This is a genomic window from Paracoccus binzhouensis (assembly GCF_016446475.1).
GTDB classification, from domain to species: domain Bacteria; phylum Pseudomonadota; class Alphaproteobacteria; order Rhodobacterales; family Rhodobacteraceae; genus Paracoccus; species Paracoccus binzhouensis.
The window spans coordinates 1-19284 of record NZ_JAEHFP010000098.1 but is presented as its reverse complement, the minus strand read 5'-3'; the positions used below and the strand labels follow the sequence as shown (position 1 = coordinate 19284).

General features: G+C 68.5%; 20 protein-coding genes and 1 pseudogene. 2 read left to right on the top strand and 19 right to left on the bottom strand.

Annotation, left to right across the window (positions count from 1 at the left end):
* From I9P22_RS18455 to I9P22_RS18425, 7 genes and pseudogenes are all read right to left on the bottom strand, one after another.
* Nucleotides 1-592: pseudogene (locus I9P22_RS18455) on the bottom strand (protein TolA); the annotation flags it as partial.
* A complete protein-coding gene (locus I9P22_RS18450) occupies nucleotides 585-1049 on the bottom strand; it encodes an ExbD/TolR family protein (RefSeq protein ID WP_199260989.1) in 465 nt (154 codons plus the stop codon). The gene I9P22_RS18450 and the pseudogene I9P22_RS18455, both read right to left, overlap by 8 nt.
* 1 nt (nucleotide 1050) lies before the next feature.
* Nucleotides 1051-1746, bottom strand: a complete 696-nt coding sequence (gene tolQ / locus I9P22_RS18445; RefSeq protein ID WP_199260987.1) for a protein TolQ — start codon at nucleotides 1744-1746, stop codon at nucleotides 1051-1053.
* Between the two features lie 100 nt (nucleotides 1747-1846).
* The gene (gene ybgC, locus I9P22_RS18440; protein WP_199260985.1) at nucleotides 1847-2251 is read right to left on the bottom strand and encodes a tol-pal system-associated acyl-CoA thioesterase; all 405 of its coding nucleotides are present in this window, start codon (nucleotides 2249-2251) and stop codon (nucleotides 1847-1849) included.
* 38 nt (nucleotides 2252-2289) lie between these two features.
* Nucleotides 2290-2862, bottom strand: coding sequence for a hypothetical protein (locus I9P22_RS18435; protein WP_199260983.1), 573 nt, complete (start codon nucleotides 2860-2862; stop codon nucleotides 2290-2292).
* A gap of 259 nt (nucleotides 2863-3121) precedes the next feature.
* A complete protein-coding gene (locus tag I9P22_RS18430; protein WP_199260980.1) occupies nucleotides 3122-3751 on the bottom strand; it encodes a 3-oxoacid CoA-transferase subunit B in 630 nt (209 codons plus the stop codon).
* Nucleotides 3751-4455, bottom strand: a complete 705-nt coding sequence (locus I9P22_RS18425; RefSeq protein ID WP_199260978.1) for a CoA transferase subunit A — start codon at nucleotides 4453-4455, stop codon at nucleotides 3751-3753. Before I9P22_RS18425 ends, I9P22_RS18430 begins: the two co-directional genes overlap by 1 nt.
* Nucleotides 4456-4567: 112 nt before the next feature.
* Between I9P22_RS18425 and I9P22_RS18420 the strand changes: the two genes are divergently transcribed.
* Nucleotides 4568-4915 carry a DUF488 domain-containing protein gene (locus I9P22_RS18420; RefSeq protein WP_199260976.1) on the top strand — a complete coding sequence of 116 codons (348 nt, stop codon included), beginning with the start codon at nucleotides 4568-4570 and terminating at the stop codon, nucleotides 4913-4915.
* Here I9P22_RS18420 and ggt read toward each other — a convergent pair.
* The 7 genes from ggt to I9P22_RS18385 all read right to left on the bottom strand — a co-directional run bounded on the left by ggt (nucleotide 4909) and on the right by I9P22_RS18385 (nucleotide 13510).
* Nucleotides 4909-6648, bottom strand: a complete 1740-nt coding sequence (gene ggt, locus I9P22_RS18415; protein ID WP_199260974.1) for a gamma-glutamyltransferase — start codon at nucleotides 6646-6648, stop codon at nucleotides 4909-4911. The two genes, I9P22_RS18420 and ggt, sit on opposite strands and share 7 nt — an antisense overlap.
* A gap of 207 nt (nucleotides 6649-6855) precedes the next feature.
* Nucleotides 6856-9411, bottom strand: a complete 2556-nt coding sequence (gene topA, locus I9P22_RS18410) for a type I DNA topoisomerase (protein ID WP_199260972.1) — start codon at nucleotides 9409-9411, stop codon at nucleotides 6856-6858.
* Between the two features lie 124 nt (nucleotides 9412-9535).
* Nucleotides 9536-10372: a ferredoxin--NADP reductase gene (locus tag I9P22_RS18405; protein ID WP_199260969.1), complete on the bottom strand. Its 837-nt coding sequence runs from the start codon at nucleotides 10370-10372 to the stop codon at nucleotides 9536-9538.
* Between the two features lie 53 nt (nucleotides 10373-10425).
* Nucleotides 10426-10797: a DUF934 domain-containing protein gene (locus I9P22_RS18400; protein ID WP_199260967.1), complete on the bottom strand. Its 372-nt coding sequence runs from the start codon at nucleotides 10795-10797 to the stop codon at nucleotides 10426-10428.
* Complete coding sequence (locus I9P22_RS18395; RefSeq protein ID WP_199260965.1) at nucleotides 10794-11525, bottom strand: phosphoadenylyl-sulfate reductase; 732 nt, start codon at nucleotides 11523-11525, stop codon at nucleotides 10794-10796. Before I9P22_RS18395 ends, I9P22_RS18400 begins: the two co-directional genes overlap by 4 nt.
* Nucleotides 11518-13173, bottom strand: a complete 1656-nt coding sequence (locus I9P22_RS18390; protein ID WP_199260963.1) for a nitrite/sulfite reductase — start codon at nucleotides 13171-13173, stop codon at nucleotides 11518-11520. Before I9P22_RS18390 ends, I9P22_RS18395 begins: the two co-directional genes overlap by 8 nt.
* On the bottom strand, nucleotides 13166-13510 hold the full coding sequence (locus I9P22_RS18385; RefSeq protein ID WP_199260961.1) for a DUF2849 domain-containing protein: 345 nt from the start codon (nucleotides 13508-13510) through the stop codon (nucleotides 13166-13168). Before I9P22_RS18385 ends, I9P22_RS18390 begins: the two co-directional genes overlap by 8 nt.
* A gap of 122 nt (nucleotides 13511-13632) precedes the next feature.
* Between I9P22_RS18385 and I9P22_RS18380 the strand changes: the two genes are divergently transcribed.
* Complete coding sequence (locus I9P22_RS18380; RefSeq protein WP_199260959.1) at nucleotides 13633-14115, top strand: Lrp/AsnC family transcriptional regulator; 483 nt, start codon at nucleotides 13633-13635, stop codon at nucleotides 14113-14115.
* Nucleotides 14116-14164: 49 nt separating this feature from the next.
* On the opposite strand, the gene I9P22_RS18375 is transcribed toward I9P22_RS18380, so the two are convergent.
* The 5 genes from I9P22_RS18375 to I9P22_RS18355 all read right to left on the bottom strand — a co-directional run.
* A complete protein-coding gene (locus I9P22_RS18375) occupies nucleotides 14165-15268 on the bottom strand; it encodes a pyridoxal phosphate-dependent aminotransferase (protein WP_199260957.1) in 1104 nt (367 codons plus the stop codon).
* Nucleotides 15269-15310: 42 nt separating this feature from the next.
* Nucleotides 15311-15478 (bottom strand): cytochrome bd-I oxidase subunit CydX, encoded by a 168-nt coding sequence (cydX, locus tag I9P22_RS24625; RefSeq protein WP_233253463.1) that lies wholly within the window; start codon nucleotides 15476-15478, stop codon nucleotides 15311-15313.
* Between the two features lie 12 nt (nucleotides 15479-15490).
* Complete coding sequence (gene cydB / locus I9P22_RS18365; RefSeq protein ID WP_199260955.1) at nucleotides 15491-16654, bottom strand: cytochrome d ubiquinol oxidase subunit II; 1164 nt, start codon at nucleotides 16652-16654, stop codon at nucleotides 15491-15493.
* On the bottom strand, nucleotides 16651-18246 hold the full coding sequence (locus I9P22_RS18360; protein ID WP_199260953.1) for a cytochrome ubiquinol oxidase subunit I: 1596 nt from the start codon (nucleotides 18244-18246) through the stop codon (nucleotides 16651-16653). The genes cydB and I9P22_RS18360 overlap by 4 nt, the downstream gene beginning before the upstream one ends.
* 27 nt (nucleotides 18247-18273) lie before the next feature.
* Nucleotides 18274-19284, bottom strand: a 1011-nt coding sequence (locus I9P22_RS18355) for an ATP-binding cassette domain-containing protein (RefSeq protein ID WP_199260951.1), incomplete at its 5' end; no start/stop codon positions are given.

Here is a 19284-nt window from a genome sequence, read left to right as displayed (position 1 = left end):
GCACGGCCTCGGCCAGCCCCTCGGGGCGACCGCGCGGGCGGGCGGATTCGACCGGCGCCAGGGCCGAGCGCTGCGGGATGGGCGCCGGCGATTGCGGCTGCGCCGGGTTGCGCACCGGGTCGGGCCGGTCGCTGGTCCGCGGCAGCGCCGCCAGCTCGACCGAATTCTCGGGTTGCGACGGCTGCGGCGCATCGGTGGCCACGGCCACCGGCCGGTTGGGGGTCTGGAAATCCGACAGATCGGGCCGGGCCTCGGGCCGGTCCGAGGGCCGGGTCAGCTCGGCCGCCTGGCCATCCGGCGCGGGAGGGCTGGTGGCCTCGACTTCGCCCAGCCGGTTCTCCTCGGCGGGCGGGCGGGGCTGCGCCGGGGTGGTGGCGGCGGAATCCGACACCGGGCCGCGCCCGGCGGCCGCGGCGGCCAGCGACTGGAACTCGGCCTCGGACATGGTCGCGACCTCGGCCATGCGTACGGCTTCCAGCGGTTGCGGCCGGAACAGCGCGCCGCCGACCAGCGCCGCGCCCAGCAGCCCGGCGTGACCGATGCCCGAGATCCAGAAGCCGATGCGTTCAGCCCGGTCCATCGCTTCAGCCATCCGCGCCCGCGTCCATCCGCGGCCCGCCGGCCTCGGTCACCAGGACGATGTTGTTGAAGCCGGCCGCGTTCAGCGCCCCCATGACCTGCATGATCCGGGCATAGGGGATCGCGCCGTCGGCGCGCAGGTAGATCTTGTCGCTCTGCCGCTCGGCGGCGACGGCGCGCAGCCGGGTGACCAGCTGGTCCTCGGGCACTTCGGTGGTCATCACCAGGATCGGCCCCTCGGGCGTGACCGAGACGCTCAGCGGCTCCTCCGGCTCGGCGGGCACCGCCTGAGCGGCGGTCTTGGGCAGTTCCAGCGGCACGCCCACGGTCAGAAGCGGCGCCGCCACCATGAAGATGATCAGCAGCACCAGCATCACGTCCACGAAGGGCGTGACGTTGATCTCGGCCATCGGCTGGCTGCGCGTGCGGCCCTTGCCGTTGCGACCGCGTTTGACGACCCCGGCCCCCATCTTATTCGTCGTCCAGCTGGCGCGACAGGATGGTCGAGAACTCGTCGGCGAAGCTCTCGTATCCCCCGGTGATGCGGTCGGCATCGGCGCTGAGCTTGTTGTAGAAGATCACCGCCGGAATCGCCGCCAGCAGGCCCAGCGCCGTCGCCACCAGCGCCTCGGCGATGCCCGGCGCCACCACGGCCAGCGAGGTGTTCTGCGAGATCGCGATCTCCTCGAAGGCGGTCTTGATGCCCCAGACCGTGCCGAACAGGCCGATGAAGGGCGCGGTCGAGCCCACCGTGGCCAGGAAGGGCAGGCCGCGGGTCAGGCGGTCGTTCTCGCGGTTGATGGCGACGTTCATGGCGCGGTCGATGCGCGCGGTCACGCCGGCGATCAGGTTGCCGTCGTCGCGATGGCTGCGCCGCCACTCGGCCATGCCCGAGGCAAAGATGCGCTCGGCCGGACCCGAGGCCGTGTCGCCGATGCGATCGTAAAGATCGTCCAGCGGCTGGCCCGACCAGAAGGCGCGGTCGAAACGGTCCGCCTCGCGCCGGGCGGCGTTGAAGGCGATGAATTTCTGGATGATGATCGCCCAGGCCCAGAACGAGGCCAGGATCAGGATCACCATGACGATCTGGACGGTCAGCGAGGCGCGCGCGAACAGCGCGATCAGCGAGAAATCGACCGGCTGCCCGGCTCCGGCGAGTTGTTCCATGGATTTAGGCCTGTCCTTTGGGCCGCTGCGGCGCGGCTTCTGCCAAGGCCAACTAGCAGATCGGCCCCCCGGGAAAAACCCTGGCGACGTCAATTCTGCGTCAGCGCCCCGAGACGGCCGCCTCTTGCAGCCGTGCCGCCACCGCGCCCGGAATCCGCGCCGGCCGCCCGGATGCGGCCAGGCAGGCGATGGTGACGCGGGCCTGGAACAGCGCCTGGCCGCCGCGCAGGACACGCTGGTCCAGGACGATGCGCGCCGGGCTCAGCGCCTGCAACGCGGTCTCGACCTCCAGCAGGTCCTCGAAGCGGGCGGGGGCAAGGTAATCCGCCTCGACCCGCCGCACAGCAAAGACGAAACCCTCGCGCTGCAGCGCGCCCTGGTCGACGCCCAGCAGGCGCAGCCATTCCGAACGCCCGCGCTCGATGAACTTCAGGTAGTTGGCATAATAGACGATTCCGGCCAGGTCGGTGTCTTCGTAATAGACGCGGATCGGAAACCTGTGCATGGCAGCCTCGCTGGTTCGCATATCCGGGGCTGCCGCGCTCAGGACAGCCGCGCCGCCAGGCGCAGCGCATGCGAGGCATCGGTGGCGACCGCCGGCATGACCGGATCATAGGCGGCGCGGATCAGCCGCGCCAGTTCGGCCGAGGGCGACACGTCGCGGGCAAAGGTCAGCATGGCGCGCACCGCCAGGGTCTCGGCCAGCTGGCCGGGATGGGAATCGGCCAGCGCCCCGCCCATGTTGACGAAAGCCAGGCAGGCCCGGATCGCCCCGTCGGCGTCGAAACGGAACAGACGATACTGGTCCGCCGCCCCCGCCTTCAGACGCTCGGGCAATCCCGGCTGGCCGGTCAGCCGGTCAAGGTCGGGCAGGCCGGCAAGCTCGTCCCAATCCCGCACGAAGAAGGTCATCAGGTTCGCGCCCATCTCGGGATCGGTCTCGGCCATGGGCTGGCCGGCATGGGCCAGCACCGCCCGCATGGCCTCGCGAAACACCGGCAGGCTCTCGTCGGCCAGGCCGAAGACGACCGGCGCCACCGGCCGCCCCCAGCGCGCGCAGAGATAGCGGCCGTCGCGGGTGAACAGCGCCTCGATGGCCTGCGGATCGAACGCCATCCGATCTTTCTCCGTTTCGCAAATACTCTCGGGGGTGAATTGCGGCGCCAGCCGCAAGAGGGGGCAGACGGCCCCCTCCGCCCCCCGCGCCGCTCACCCGACGATGGTCGCCTCGGTCGCGGCGCGCAGCTCGGCCTCGCTGACGCCATCGGCCAGTTCGACGATTCCCCCCCCCCCCCCCCCCCCCCCCCCCCCCCCCCCCCCCCCCCCCCCCCCCCCCCCCCCCCCCCCCCCCCCCCCCCCCCCCCCCCCGCGCCGCTCACCCGACGATGGTCGCCTCGGTCGCGGCGCGCAGCTCGGCCTCGCTGACGCCATCGGCCAGTTCGACGATCTTCAGCCCGCCCTCGACCACGTCCAGCACGCCCAGGTTGGTGATGATGCGGTTCACCACCTTCTGCCCGGTCAGCGGCAGCGTGCAGGCCTTCAGCACCTTCGACTCGCCGTGCTTCGAGGTATGGTCCATCACCACCACCACCCGGCCGACGCCCGCCACCAGGTCCATGGCGCCGCCCATGCCCTTGACCAGCTTGCCCGGGATCATCCAGTTCGCCAGGTCGCCGTTCTCGGCCACCTCCATCGCGCCCAGGATCGCCATGGCGATCTTGCCGCCGCGGATCATGGCGAAGCTCTCAGCGCTGTCGAAATAGGCGGTCTGCGGCAGCTCGGTCACCGTCTGCTTGCCGGCGTTGATCAGGTCCGGATCCTCCTCGCCCTCATAGGGGAAGGGGCCGATCCCGAGCATGCCGTTCTCGGACTGCAGCGTCACATGCACCCCCTCGGGGATGTAGTTCGCGACCAGCGTCGGAATGCCGATCCCGAGGTTCACATACCAGCCGTCCTGCAGCTCCTGCGCGGCCCGCGCCGCCATCTGGTTGCGGTCCCAAGCCATCAGACGGCCTCCTTCTTGCGGGTGGTGCGCTGCTCGATGCGCTTTTCATGCTCGCCCTGGACCAGGCGGTGGACATAGATCCCCGGCAGGTGGATCGCGTCGGGATCGAGGCTGCCGGTCGGCACAATCTCCTCGACCTCACAGACGCAGATGCGGCCGCATTTCGCCGCAGGCACGTTGAAGTTGCGCGCGGTCTTGCGGAACACCACGTTGCCGCTCTCATCCGCCTTCCAGCCCTTGACGATCGACAGATCCGCGACGATGCCGCGTTCCAGGATATAGGTCTCGCCGTCGAAATCCTTGTGGTCCTTGCCCTCGGCGATCACCGTGCCGACGCCGGTCCTGGTATAGAAGCCGGGGATGCCGGCGCCGCCGGCGCGCATGCGCTCGGCCAGGGTGCCCTGCGGGTTGAACTCCAGCTCCAGCTCGCCGGACAGGTATTGCCGCATGAATTCCGCGTTCTCGCCGACATAGGAGGAGACCATCTTGCGGATCTGCCGGGTGTCGAGCAGCTTGCCCAGCCCGAAACCGTCCACGCCGCAATTGTTGCTGACCACGGTCAGATCCTTCGTCCCCGCCTTCAGGATCGCCTCGATCAAAAGCTCGGGGATGCCGCAAAGCCCGAACCCCCCGGCCGCGATCAGCATCCCGTCCTTCAGCAGGCCGTCCAGAGCGGCGTCCGCGCTCGCATAGACCTTCTTCATGCAACCCTCTCCCCGTGTTGGACGCGCCAGTTGTGGACATAATCGAAAACCGAGTCAACGCGCCGGGAACCCGTTAGCGCGAGCAGGAATTTTGTTGCGAAAGGAGAATGCGATGCCTGCGATTTCCGTTCGCCGCGCCTATGATCCCGCCGCCCCGGACGAAGGGCGCCGGGTGCTGGTCGACCGGCTCTGGCCGCGCGGACTCAGCCGCGAGGCGCTCGGCGCCGACCTGTGGCTCAGGGAGATCGCGCCCTCGGACGATTTGCGGCACTGGTTCGGCCACGATCCCGCGAAATGGGACGAGTTCCGCCGCCGCTACGCGGCCGAGCTGGACGCCAACCCCGAGCCGGTGCGCGAACTGCGCCTGCTGGCGAAGAAGGGGCCTGTCACCCTGCTCTATGCCGCGCATGACCAGCAGCACAACAACGCCGTGGCGCTGCGCGACTACCTCGCTCAGTAGCCCAGCGTCGCCGCATCCGGCCGGCGCGGGTCCGAGGCGCCGTAAAGCATCCCCGTCCCGGGGTCGCGCATGATCGACTGGGTCGAGCCCATCGCCTCCTTGACCGCGACGGTATGGCCCTTGGCCTGCAGGATGCGGATGGTGTCAAGGCTGATGCCCTCCTCCACCCGCAGCTCGTCGGGCAGCCATTGGTGATGGACGCGCGGCGCGGTCGAGGCCTCGGCCACGTTCATGCCGTGGTCGATCATGTTCATCACCACCTGCAGCACCGTGGTGATGATCCGCGCCCCGCCGGGCGAGCCGGTGACCAGCCAGACCTTGCCGTCCTTCAGCACCATGGTCGGCGTCATCGACGACAGCGGCCGCTTGCCCGGCTGAACCGCATTGGCATCGCCGCCGACCAGGCCGAAGGCATTGGGCACGCCGGGCTTGGCGGAGAAATCGTCCATCTCGTTGTTCATCAGCACGCCCGTGCCTGCCGCCACCAGCCCCGAGCCGTAGTTCAGGTTGATGGTATAGGTGTTCGAGACTGCGTTGCCCTCCTTGTCCACGACCGAGAAATGCGTGGTCTGGTCGGATTCGTAAGGCGCCAGATCCGCCGGCTTGATCATCACCGAGGGCGTGGCGAAATCGGCGCTGATCTTGCGGCGCATCTCGACCGCGTAATCCTTGCTGGTCAGCGCCGCGACCGGCACGTCGACGAAATCCGGATCGCCCAGGTATTCCGAGCGGTCGGCATAGGCCAGCTTCATCGCCTCGGCCATCAGGTGGATCGTCTCGCCCGAGTTCTGTCCCAGCGCGCCAATCGGATAGCCCTCCAGCGCGTTCAGGATCTGGATCAGATGCACCCCGCCGGACGAGGGGGGCGGCATCGAGACCACCTCATGGCCGCGATAGGTGCCGCGCACCGGCTCGCGCTCCACGGGCTTGTAGGTGGCCATGTCCTCGACCGTGATCAGCCCGCCGGCTTCCTGCACCGCCTTGGCGATGGCCTCGGCCACCTCGCCCTTGTAGAAGCCGTCCGGCCCCTCGGCGGCGATCTTCTTCAGCGTCGCCGCCAGGTCGGCCTGCACCAGCCGGTCGCCGGGCCGGTAAGCCGCCCCATCCTCCTTGAAGAAGATCGCGGCGCTCGCGGGAAACTTCTGCAGATGCTCGCGCTCGGCCTCGATGCTGTCGGCCAGCTCCGGAGTGACGGTGATGCCCTCCTCGGCCAGCCGGATCGCCGGGGCGATGACCTCGGCCCAGTCCATGCTGCCATATTTGTCCAGCGCCAGCTTCATCCCTGCCACCGTCCCCGGCACGCCCGAGGCAGCGCCGCTGTAAAGCGACTTCTCGCTGTCCGCCTCGCCCGCCGCGTCCAGGAACATGTCGCGCGAGGCGCCCTGCGGGGCCATCTCGCGATAATCGATGGCATGGGTCTGGCCGGTCTCGGCGTCATGGACCAGCATGAAGCCGCCGCCGCCGATATTGCCGGCGCGCGGCAGGGTGACGGCCAGGGCGAAGGCCACCGCCACGCCCGCATCGACCGCGTTGCCGCCCCTGGCCATGATGTCGCGGCCGATCTCGGCGGCCAGCCGTTCCTGCGCGGAAACCATGCCGTTTTCCGCCCAGACCGGATGGATGCGGTCCATCACGTCGAAGATCGCAGCCTCCTGCGCCGCGGCAGGAAGCCCGACACAGCCGGCCAGCACGACGGCCGACACCCGGCCCATCCCCATGATTCGATCCTTCATGGCGCCCTCCGCTCAACCCTTGCGGGTCGAGCCTATCAGCAGAACGGCGCGAAGCAAAAAGCCAAAACCGCGGCGCTGCGCCGGCGTCCAGGCAGCGTCATGGGTATTTAAGGAACGAAGAAGCACGCAATCGCCTTGAAAATCAGGCGCCGCGCAGGGTCTTCTTCGTTCCTCAAATACCCAAAATGCAACAGCGACGCGGGCGCTCTACCCAGCCTTCTTCGCCTTGGCCGCAGCCGGCTTCTTGGCGGCCGTCTTCTTTTCGGCGGGCTTCTTCGCAGCGGCCTTCTTCGCCGGCTTCTTGCCCGATTTCGCGGCCTTCTCGGCGATCAGCTCCAGCGCCCGCTCCAGCGTCACCGCGCCGGGCTCCAGGTCGCGGGGCAGCGTGGCATTGACCTTGCCCCATTTGACGTAAGGGCCATAGCGGCCGCTCATCACCTGCACCGGCCCGCCTTCGGGATGCTCGCCCAGTTCCGCCAGCGGCGCCGCGGCGGCCGCCCTGCCCCGCACCTGTTTCGCGGCCAGCACCTCGACCGCGCGGTTCATGCCGATGGTGAAGACCTCGTCCACCTCCGGCAGGTTGGCGTATTTCGCGCCATGCTTCACATAGGGACCATAGCGGCCGATGCCGGCCTCGACCGGCACACCGTCCTCGGGATGCGGGCCGATCTCGCGCGGCAGCGCCAGCAGCGCCAGCGCCCGCTCCAGGTCGACCGAGGCCAGGTCCCAACCCTTGGGGATCGAGGCGCGCGGCGGCTTCGGATTCTCCGCCGTCGCCTCGCCGCGCTGGACATAGGGGCCGAAGCGGCCGTTCTTCAGGCTGATCGCCTCGCCCTTGTCCAAGCCCAGCACGGTGTCGCCGACCACCTCGGCATCGGGCGAGGAAATCGGCCGGGTAAAGCGGCAATCGGGGTAGTTCGAGCAGCCGATGAAGGCCCCGCCCGAGCGCGCCGTCTTCAGATGCAGCCGCCCCTTGTGGCACAGCGGGCATTCGCGCGGATCCGAACCGTCGGGACGCGGCGGGTAGAGATGCGGCGCCAGCGCCTCGTCGATCGCCTCCAGCACCTCGCCGATGCGCAGCTCGCTGGTGCCCTCCAGCGCGGCGGTGAAGTCCCGCCAGAAGCGGCGCAGCACCTCGCGATAGGCGCGCTCGCCCGAGGAAATGTCGTCGAGCTCCCCCTCAAGGTTGGCGGTGAAATCGTAGCTGACATAGCGCGGGAAGTATTTCTGCAGGAAGATGGTGACCAGCCGGCCCTTGTCCTCGGGGATCAGACGGTTCTGCTCCTTGCGGACATAGTCGCGGTCCTGGATCGTGCCGATGATCGAGGCATAGGTCGAGGGCCGGCCGATCCCCAGCTCCTCCATGCGCTTCACCAGAGTCGCCTCGGTATAGCGCGGCGGCGGCTGGGTGAAATGCTGCTCGGGCGTGACCCCGCGCTTCTCGGCCGCCTCGCCCTCGTGGATCAGCGGCAGGCGGCGGCCATCCTCATCCTCCTCGTCGTCGCGGCCCTGATCGTAGACCCGCAGGAAGCCGTCGAACAGCATCACCTGGCCGTTGGCGCGCAGGCCCACCTGGCCGTCGGCCGAGGCAAGCTCGACCGTGGTGCGCTCCATCCGGGCCGATTCCATCTGGCTGGCCAGGGTCCGTTTCCAGATCAGGTCGTAAAGCGCCTTCTGGTCCTTGTCGGCGACCGGCAGCCGATCCGGCGACAGCATCATGTCGGTCGGCCGGATGCATTCATGCGCTTCCTGCGCATTCTTGGCCTTGTTCTTGTACATGCGCGGCGATTTCGGCAGGTATTCCGCCCCGAACCGCGCCTTGATGGCATCGCGCGCCGCCATCACTGCCTCGGGCGCCATGTCGATGCCATCGGTCCGCATATAGGTGATATGGCCCGCCTCGTAGAGCCGCTGCGCCGCCGACATGCAGGCCCGCGCGCCAAGGCCCAGCTTGCGGCTGGCCTCCTGCTGCAGGGTCGAGGTCATGAAGGGTGGCCAGGGATTGCGGCTCGCCGGCTTGGCCGCGACCGAGGCGACCTTGAGCTCGCGCGAGGTGATCGCGGCCACGGCAAGCTTCGCCTGCTCCTCGGTGGCGATGTCGAAGCGCTCCAGTTTCTTGCCGCCGAACACGGTCATGGTCGCGTCGTATTCGTCGCCGCGCGGCGTCCCCAGCCGGGCGTGGACCGACCAGTATTCGCGGGCCTTGAAGGCCTCGATCTCCATCTCGCGGTCGACGATGATGCGCAGCGCGACCGATTGCACCCGGCCCGCCGACTTCGCACCCGGCAGCTTGCGCCACAGGACCGGCGACAGGTTGAAGCCGACCAGGTAATCCAGTGCCCGGCGCGCCAGATAGGCATCGACCAGCGGCTGGTCGATCTGGCGCGGATTGGCCATCGCCTCGGTCACGGCATTCTTGGTGATGGCGTTGAAGGTGACGCGGCTGACCTCGGCGCCCTTCTTCAGCGCCGGCGCCAGGGTCTCCAGCAGGTGCCAGGAGATCGCCTCGCCCTCGCGGTCGGGGTCGGTGGCCAGGATCAGGTTCGGATCCGAGGCCAGCGCGTCCTTGATCGCCTTGACGTGCTTCTTCGATTCCGACGCGACTTCCCATTTCATCGCGAAATCCGCCTCGGGATCGACGCTGCCATCCTTGGGCGGCAGGTCGCGCACATGCCCGAACGAGGCCAGAACCGTATAGTCGTCGCCCAGGTATTTGTTGATCGTCTTGGCCTTGGCCGGGGATTCAACGACGACGACAGGCATGAAGATTCCTTCGCTTGATTCGGCGCCGGAACATGGGCACAGCCCGGCGGACTGTCAACGCCGGGCTTTCCGTTTGCCAAATACCCCGCGGGGGTCCGGGGGCGCGAAGCCCCCGGCAGCGGCCTCAGATCCCGTCGCCGACGAAGGCCTTTTCGACCACGAATTCCTTGGGATCGCTGTTGGCACCCTCACGCAGGCCGAAGCCTTCCAGCACCGCCTTCACATCCGTGTTGAAGGCCAGGCTGCCGCAGATCATGGCGCGGTCATTTGCCGCATCCATGGGCGGCAGGTTCAGGTCGGCGAAGACCTTGCCCGAGCTCAGGTTGTCGGTGATCCGGCCCATGTATTGCGTCTCTTCCCGGGTGGTGGTGGGATAATACAGCAGCCGGCTGGCGAATTCCTCGCCGTAGAGCTCGCCCAAGAGCGGGTCGTGGCGCAGATTCTCGACCAGCTCGCGGCCATAGGCCAGCTCGTCGGCGGTGCGGCAGGTATGCATCATCACCACCTGCTCGTAACGCTCATAGGTCTCGGGGTCGCGCATCAGGCTGGCAAAGGGCGCGATGCCGGTGCCGGTGGCCAGGAACCACATGCGCTTGCCGGGCAGAAGCGCGTCCAGAACCAGCGTGCCCACCGGCTTCGGGCGCAGGATGATCTGGTCGCCCGGCTGGATGTTCTGCAGCCGCGAGGTCAGCGGCCCGTCCGGCACCTTGATCGAATAGAATTCCAGTTCCTCGTCCCAGTTGGGCGAAGCGATGGAATAGGCGCGCAGGATCGGCTTGCCGTTGTCGTCGGGCAGGCCGATCATCACGAACTCGCCCGAGCGGAACCGCAGGCTGGCCGGGCGCGTCACGCGGAACGAGAACAGCCGGTCGGTCCAATGCCGGACCGAGGTCACGGTCTGCGCATCGGGCAGCGTCTTGGCGGGTTTGGCGGCAATGTCCACAGAAAGATCCAGCGTCATGTTCGGGGTCCCGAATATCTAGTTCATGCAAGAAGGGGGCGAAACCCCAAGTTTCAGCCGGCGAGCCGCGACCGATGGTCCCAGTCCTGCCAGTCGGCGCGGAACAGCCATTGCTCCTGCGGCTGACGCTCGGCCAGGGCGGCGGGGATGCGCATCTCGTCGAAGCCGACGCGGCGGGCCATGGCATATTGGTCCGCGATCAGCCCGCCCACGGCGCGCAGCCGGCCCTTGTAGCCCCTTTCGCGCAGGATGCGGGCCAGCGAAAAGCCGCGCCCGTCCGTCATCGCCGGGAACTCGATGGCGATCAGCGCCTGCTCCAGATAGTCGTCCAGGGTGGCCGGATCGGTATCCGGCGCCAGGATGACCAGCTCGGCCCCGTCGTCGGGATGGAAGCCGTCATCGCGGACGAGGAAGAAATCGCTCATGCATTCGCTCCTGCGCGGACCATGCGCCCGCCGATGAAATGGATGCCGCATTCGGTCTTCTGGCTGCCGCGCCAGCGGCCGGCACGCGGATCCTCGCCGGGCTTGATCGGCGAGGTGCAGGGCGCGCAGCCGATCGAGGCATAGCCCTTGGCGACCAGCGGGTGGCGCGGCAGGTTGTTCTCGGCCATGTAGTCCTGGACATCCTGCGGGCGCCAATGCGCCAGGGGGTTGATGCGCAGCCGCGACGGCGGCTCGGATTCGAAGAATTCCAGCTGCTGGCGCTCACCGCCCTGGAAGCGCTTGCGGCCGGTGATCCAGGCGTCGAACCTGGACAGCTCGCGCTCCAGCGGCACGGTCTTGCGGAAATCGCAGCAGGCATCGGTGTTGAACTGGTGCAGCGTGCCGTCCGGGTCGTTCAGCGCCACCTCGCGTTCGGTGGCGCGGATGACCCGCACATCGGTCAGCTTCAGCTTCTCGGTCACTTCCAGCTGATAGTCCAGCGTCTCCTGGAACAGCATCATCGTATCGATGAACAGCACCGGCGTCCCCGGCGCGACCACCGAGACCATGTGCAGCAGCACCACCGATTCCGCCCCGAAGCTCGAGACCAGCGTGGTCGAGCCCAGGTCGGGATCGTTCAGGGCGCGCCGCAGCACCTCGGTCGCGGCATGGTGGCGATAGCGGTCGTTCAGCCGCGCCGCGCGGGCATCCAGCGTCTGATCAAGCATCGGCCGGATACAGCGCCGCCTTGAACGGAGCCACCCCCACACGGCGATAGGTGTCGATGAAGCGTTCCTCGGGCGTCTCGCGCAGTTCCAGATAGGCGTTGATGACGCGGTCGATGGCGGGCACCACCTCCTCGGCCGGGAAGCCGGCGCCGGCGCGCTGGCCGATGGCCGGGATGTCGTAACCGTCGCCGCCCAGCGTGATCTGGTAGTTCTCGACCCCGGCGCGGTCCAAGCCCAGGATGCCGATATGGCCCAGGTGGTGATGGCCGCAGGCGTTGATGCAGCCCGAGATGCGGATGTTGAACCGGCCGATCTCTTCCTCGAGGCCGCGGGCGCGGAAATGCGCCGCGATCTCCTGGGCGATCGGGATCGAGCGGGCGGTGGCCAGCGTGCAGTAATCCATGCCGGGGCAGGCGACGATGTCGCTGATCAGCCCGGCATTGGCGGTCGCGAGGCCGGCGGCCTTCAGCTCCTGATAGACCGCGAACAGGTCGGACTTGTGGACATGCGGCAGCACCACGTTCTGCTCGTGGCTGATGCGCAGGTCGTGATGGCCGAAACGCTCGGCCAGGTCGGCCAGCAGCCGCATCTGTTCGGCCGAGGCGTCGCCCGGCGTCTGACCCGGCGCCTTGAAGGTCACGGTGACGCTGGCATAGCCCGCCTGCTTGTGGGCCGACAGGTTGGTGTCGGTCCAGCTGCGGAAACCGGGGTTGGCGGCGCGGCGCTCTTCATAGTCGCCCTCGGGCTCGTTGCGGAAGGCGGGCGCGGCATAGAGGGTCTTCAGCGCGGCCAGCAGGTCCTGGTCGGCGCCGCTGAAGACTTCGCGGCGGCGCTGGAACTCGGCCTCGATCTCGTCGCGCATCACCTCGAGCCCGCGCTCGGCCACGGTGATCTTGATGCGGGCCTTGTACTTGTTGTCGCGCCGGCCCGAGAGATTGTAGGCGGCGATGATCGCCTCGATATAGGGCAGCAGGTCGGCCTCGGGCAGGTATTCGCGCACCACCTGGCCCAAGAGCGGCGTGCGGCCCAGGCCGCCGCCGATCCAGACCTGGTAGCCCAGCTCGCCCTTGTCGTTGCTGACCAGCCGCAGCCCGATGTCATGCGCGGCGATGACGGCGCGGTCCTTCTTGCCGCCCGAGACGGCGATCTTGAACTTGCGCGGCAGGAACTGGAACTCGGCATGGTCGGTGGACCATTGCCGCAGCAGCTCGGCATAGGGGCGCGGATCGGCGATCTCGTCGGCGGCGGCGCCGGCGAAGGCGTCGGTGGTCACGTTGCGGATCGTGTTGCCCGAGGTCTGGATGGCGTGCAGCCCGACATCGGCCAGCGCGTCCAGCATGTCCGGGATGTCGACCAGCTTCGGCCAGTTGAACTGGATGTTCTGCCGCGTGGTCCAGTGGCCATAACCCTTGTCCCATTTCTCGGCCAGCAGCGCCAGCGTGCGCATCTGGTCGGGGCTGATGGTGCCATAGGGGATGGCCACCCGCAGCATGTAGGCATGCAGCTGCAGGTAGACGCCGTTCATCAGCCGCAGCGGCCGGAACTCGTCCTCGGTCAGGCTGCCGTCCAGCCGGCGCTCGACCTGCTGGCGGAACTGCTGGGCGCGGTGGCGGAGATATTCGTTATGCTGGGGACGCGCGTCAAACATTGCTGGCCTCGAGTTCGGACTGGACGAATTCGGCTTGCTTGCCATGGAAATAGTTCGAGGGGCCGGTGCGCCGGAACGCCTCGCGGAAATGCGCCGGCTCGGGACGGCCGTCGGGGCCGCGCTTCGCCTCGACCAGGTAGGGGCCGACCACCTGGTCGGCCTGGGCGATGGCGTCGAGCAGCGCCAGCTCGGCGATGGCCTCGTCCTCGAAAAGCTCGGCCTCGCGCGGGTCTGCGGTCCACTTGCCGTCACGCATCCACACGCAATGACCCATGCGCAGGTCATTCGCGGTGATGACGCCGGGGGTCGCGGGGGATGGGGTGAAGCCCTTGGACATGGCTGTGCCTTTCGTTTTCCGTGCCCTCTATATAGAAAAAATTCCCCCATATTGACGAGTGGGGCAGAAAAATAAGAAACATGTCCTGCAGAGACCGCAGCCTACAAGGACGGGATTTCAGGATGAGCCAGGACCGACAAACACCCATCCGGCTGGACGACACCGACCGCAAAATCCTGTCCCTGCTGCAGGAGGACGCGACGCTGTCGCTGGACGACATCGCGGCCCGGGTCGGGGCCTCGAAGACCCCGGTCTGGAACCGGATTCGCAAGCTGCGCGAGGCCGGCGTGATCCGCGGCCAGGTGGCGCTGCTGGATCCCGATTCCCTGGGGCTGGACGCCTGTTTCTTCGTGCTGATCCGCACAAGCGAGCACGACCCGGAATGGGCGCGCAAGTTCCTCAACGCCGTGCGCGCCCGCCCCGAGGTGATCGAGGCGCACCGGCTGGCCGGCGACATCGACTATATCCTGAAGGTGCGGGTGCGCAACGCGCGCGCCTATGACCGCTTCTATCAGGCGCTGATCTCGGAGGTGAAGATCCACAACGTCACCGCCCTGCTCTCGATGGAGGAGCTGAAGGCGACCACGGCGCTGCCCCTGGACTGACCGGCGCCGGCGGCGCGGCCGCATGGGTATTTGGAAAACGGAAAGACGGTCAGGCCAGCGCCCGAAGCGCGTCGGGCAGCGCCTCGGCCAGGGCGGCGAGTTCCGGTTCGGGTGCGCAGGAGACGCGGATGCAGCGATCCAGCGGCGCCACGCCCGGCATGCGCACGAAGACGCCGCGATCCGCCAGCGCCTGCAGCAGGGCGCGGGCGAAGGCACCGTCGCGATGCGTGTCGAGGGCGACGAAATTCGTCGCCGAAGGCAGGGCGGTCAGCCCGTTCGCGCGGCCGATGCCGGCGATGCGGTCGCGGGCGGCGGCGACCTCGGCGCGGACATGCGCCAACCAGTCGGCATCCTCCAGCGCCGCCAGCGCGCCGATCTGCGCCGCGCGGTTCATGCCGAAATGGTTGCGGATGCGGTCGAAACCCGCGATCAGCTCGGCCGGGCCGATGGCATAGCCCACCCGGGCGCCGGCCATGGCATAGGCCTTGGAGAAGGTGCGGAAGCGGATCACCCGCGCATCCTCGGGATCGATGCGCGGGACCGCCTGGTCGGGGGCGAATTCGGCATAGGCCTCGTCCAGCACCAGCAGGCCGGTTTCGGGCAACTCGTCCAGCATCGCCTCGATCCGTGTGCCCTGGTGCCAGCTGCCCATGGGGTTGTCGGGGTTCGCGAGGTAGACCAGTCGCGCGCCATGGCGATGCGCGGCCTCGGCCAGCGCCTGCGGGTCCTCGGCATCGTCGCGATAGGGCACCTTGACCAGCCGGCCACCGAAGCCCGCGACATGGTAGTTGAAGGTCGGATAGGCGCCGTCCGAGGTCACCACCACCTCGCCCGGCGCCACCATCAGCCGCACCAGCAGGCCCAGGAGCCCGTCGATCCCCTCGCCCACCATGACGTTTTCCGGCGCGACGCCGTGGCGGGCGGCCAGAGCGTGGCGCAGGTCGTGGCTGTCCGGGTCGCCGTATTTCCAGATCCCGGCCGTGGCGCGAATCATCGCCTCGACCGCGCGGGGCGAGGGGCCGAAGCCGTTCTCGTTGGCGCCCAGCCGGGCCCGGAACGGGATGCCGCTGCGCCGCTCCAGCGTCTCGGGCCCGGTGAAGGGCACCACGGGCGGCAGCGAGGCGGGGATCGGGGCGAAGCGGAACCGGGTCATGGCCGCAAGGTGAAGCCCATTCCCGGCGGTTGCGCAAGCCCCTCAGGCCTTGCCATCCGCGGGACGCTTCGCGGGGCCGTCCGTGGGGCCGTCCGGTTCCCCCGGCTCGGCCAGCAGGCGGCGATCCTCGTCCAGTTCCAGCCACATGGCGTTCAGCACCGCGAAGCCGGCAGCCAGCGGCAGTCCCAGGATCCAGGCGAAATACCACATGCGAAGCTCCGTTCAATAGGCGTGGCGGTCCGGGTCCTCGACGTCCTCGGGCGTCACCTTGCCCCAGAGCACGCGATAGACCCAGGCCGTATAGGCCAGGATCAGCGGCAGGAAGATCGCGCCGCAGACCAGCATCACGAACAGCGTCTGCTGCGAGGAGGAGGCGTCCCAGACCGAAAGCGAGCTGTTCGGGTCGCTGTTCGAGGGCAGGATGAAGGGGAACATCACCAGCCCGACCGAGGAGATCATCCCGAAGATCGCCAGCTTCGACCAGAGCAGCGGCGAAAGCTCGCCGCGCCCCGACAGCGCGCGCCAGGCCATGAAGGTGCCCAGAAAGCCCATGGCCGGCGCGACGGCGATCCAGGGCCGCGCCGCATAGGCCGCAAGCCAGCTGCCCGAGCGGACGACCTCGTTGATCAGCGGGTTCGAGGGGCCGTTCGGATCGGGCGGCGCGACGAAGGCATAGCCCTGGATGCCGAAGGCCAGCCACAGCCCGGCCAGCGCATAGCCCGCCAGCACCGCCAGCGCCGCCCCGCGGCCATAGCGGCGGGCGCGGGCCTGCACCGCGCCGCCGGTCTTCAGCACCAGCCAGCCGGCGCCGTGCATGACCAGCATCGCCAGCGACACCAGCCCGCAAAGCAGGGCGAAGGGCCGCAGCAGCCCGAACAGCTTGCCGAAGAGCCCGCCCTCATAGATCGGCATCAGGTCGGGGGTCAGGTGGAAGGGCACGCCCAGCAGCACGTTGCCGACCGCCACGCCGAACAGCAGCGCCGGCAGCGCGCCGCCGATAAACAGCGCCCAGTCCCACATGGCCCGCCAGCGCGGATCGTCGCGCTTGCTGCGATACTTGAAGCCGACCGGGCGCAGGATCAGCGCCGCGAGGATCAAGAACATCGCCAGGTAGAAGCCCGAGAAGCTGACGGCATAGAGCGGCGGCCAGGCGGCGAAGATGGCGCCGCCGCCCAGGATGAACCAGACCTGGTTGCCCTCCCAGACCGGGCCGACGGTGTTGATGACCACCCGCCGCTCGGCATCGCTGCGGGCGACGAAGGGCAAGAGCGCGCCGGTGCCCATGTCGAAGCCGTCGGTCAGCGCGAAGGCGATCAGCAGCACGCCCAGAAGCACCCACCAGATCAGGCGCAGCACCTCGAAGGGGATCAGCTCGAACAGGATCATCGCACCACCTCCGGCCGGCCGGCCAGCCTTTGCCGGTGGCTGGCCATCCACCTTTGCGTCAGTTCGACATCCTCATGCGGACCCTGGCGGATGAATTTCAGCATCAGCCCGATCTCGACCACGAACAGCGCCGTGTAAAGCAGGCAGAAACCGGCCAGGGTCAGCGCCACCTCGGCCACCGACAGGTGGCTGACCGACAGCGCCGTCGGCAGCACATCCGCCACCGTCCAGGGCTGGCGGCCGAATTCGGCGACGATCCAGCCCAGTTCGGCCGCGATCCACGGCGCGGGAATGACAAGGACCGCCAGCCGCAGCGCCCAGCGCGGGAAGCGCATGCGCCGGAACGACGCGCGCCAGAAGAAATAGCCCATCAGCACGATGAAGCCGAAGCCCAGCCCGACCATGATCCGGAAGGCCCAGAAGATCGGCCACACCGTCGGCACGGTATCGGCCGCCGCCCGGGCGATCTGTTCGGCCGTGGCCTGGCGCGGATCCTCGACATAGCGCTTGAGCAGCAGGGCATGGCCCAGGTCGTGTTCATGTTCGCGAAAGGCGGCGATCAGCGCCGGATCGACGTCGGCGCCGCGCTGCGCCTGGATCTGCGTCATCAGGTCATAGGCACGGATGCCGTTCTCGACCCGAGTCTTGGCCTCGGCCTCCAGCTGGTCGATACCCTTGATCTCCTCGGTCAGCGAGCGGGTGCCGATCAGGCCCATGACATAGGGAATGTGGATCGCCCATTTCGTCTCGCGCGCCTGCTGGTCGGGCCAGCCCAGCAGGGTGAAGCTGGCCGGGGCCGGCTCGGTCTCCCACATGGCCTCGATGGCGGCCATCTTCATCTTCTGGTTCTCGCCGGCGTCATAGCCCGACTCGTCGCCCAGCACCACAACCGACAGCGCCGAGGCCAGCCCGAAGGCCGAGGCCACCGCGATCGACCGCCGCGCCAGTTCGACATGGCGCCCGCCGAGCAGGTACCAGGCCGAGACGCCCAGCACGAAGACCGAGGCGGTGACATAGCCCGCGCTGACGGTATGGACGAATTTCGCCTGCGCCACCGGGTTGAACATCACCTCGAAGAAGCTGACCAGCTCCATGCGCATGGTGATCGGGTTGAACTGCGCGCCCACCGGGAACTGCATCCAGCCGTTCGCGATCAGGATCCACAGCGCCGAGAAGTTCGAGCCGAGCGCCACCAGCCAGCCCACGACCAGGTGCTGGCGCCGGCTCAGCCGGTCCCAGCCGAAAAACCACAGCCCGACGAAGGTCGCTTCCAGGAAGAAGGCCATCAGCCCCTCGATGGCCAGCGGCGCACCGAAGATGTCGCCAACGTAATGCGAATAATAGGCCCAGTTCATGCCGAACTGGAATTCCATGGTGATGCCGGTCGCCACGCCCAGCGCGAAGTTGATGCCGAACAGCAGGCCCCAGAACTTGGTCATCTGCCGCCAGATCGGCCGCTCGGTCATGACATAGACCGTCTCCATGATGGCGACGATCACGGCAAGCCCCAGCGTCAGGGGAACGAACAGAAAGTGGAATAACGCCGTTGCAGCGAATTGCAGGCGCGATAGCTCGACGACACCAAAGTCCATGGCTCTCTCCTGTGCGCAGGGGAAAGTCTATACGAAGCTTCGAATAAATGCAGCCTGTTTCAGGTCCGAGGGACGATGTGACGCAATCACCAGCGCCGCATTGCGGCTGCGCCGGGCGGTTTCGGCCATGACATGACGCGCGGTCTCCTCGTCCAGGCCCTCGGTCGGCTCGTCCAGCAGCAGGACCGGCGCCTGGCGCAGCAAGGCGCGGGCCAGCGCGAGGCGGCGCGATTCCCCGCCCGACAGGCCGGCGCCGCCATCGCCCAGCCGCAGGTCGAGCCCGCCGCGCAACCGGTCCAGCCGCATGGCCCGCAGCACCTCGCGCAAGGCGTCGTCATCGGCCTCGGGGGCGGCCAGCGCCAGGTTTTCGCGCAGCGTGCCGGCGATCAGCGCGCTGCGCTGCGGGACCATGACCAGCGCGGCGCGCAGCTCGGCCTCGGGCCAGTCCCGGACGGGCCGGCCGGCCAGGGCGATGACGGTGTCGCCCGGCGGGATCAGCCCGGCGATCTGCGCCAGCAGGGTGGACTTGCCGCTGCCGCTGGGACCGCGAAGGCCCAGGATCTGGCCCGGTCCCAGCATGATATCGCCGACCTGCAGGGGCAGCGCCTGGATGGCAGCGGGGGCAGCGGGGGCGGGCATGGACCGGCCCAGCATCGGCGCGACGCGATCCGCCGCATCGCCGATCCGGCCCCAATCCGCGACGGCGCGGCGCAAGGGCGCCACCACCTCGCCCAGCGCCATGGCGGCAAAGAAGCAGAGCGCGGCGATCGCCGGGCCGAACAGCCCGGCCTCGATGCCGGCAGCGCCCAGGCCCAGGCTGCCCGCCATGGTGGCGATGCGCGTCAGCTCCAGCATCAGGGCCACGTCGCGCTCGGCCGTGTCCAGGGCGCGGGCCAGGGCCGCGGCCCGCGCCTCGGCCGCCATGGCCAGCGCCCTCTGCGCGGGCAGCCGGCCATGCATCGCCAGATCGTCCCGCGCCGCGACCAGATCCAGGGCATGGCTGCGGAAATCGCGCTCGGCCGAGGCGGCGGCGCGCGC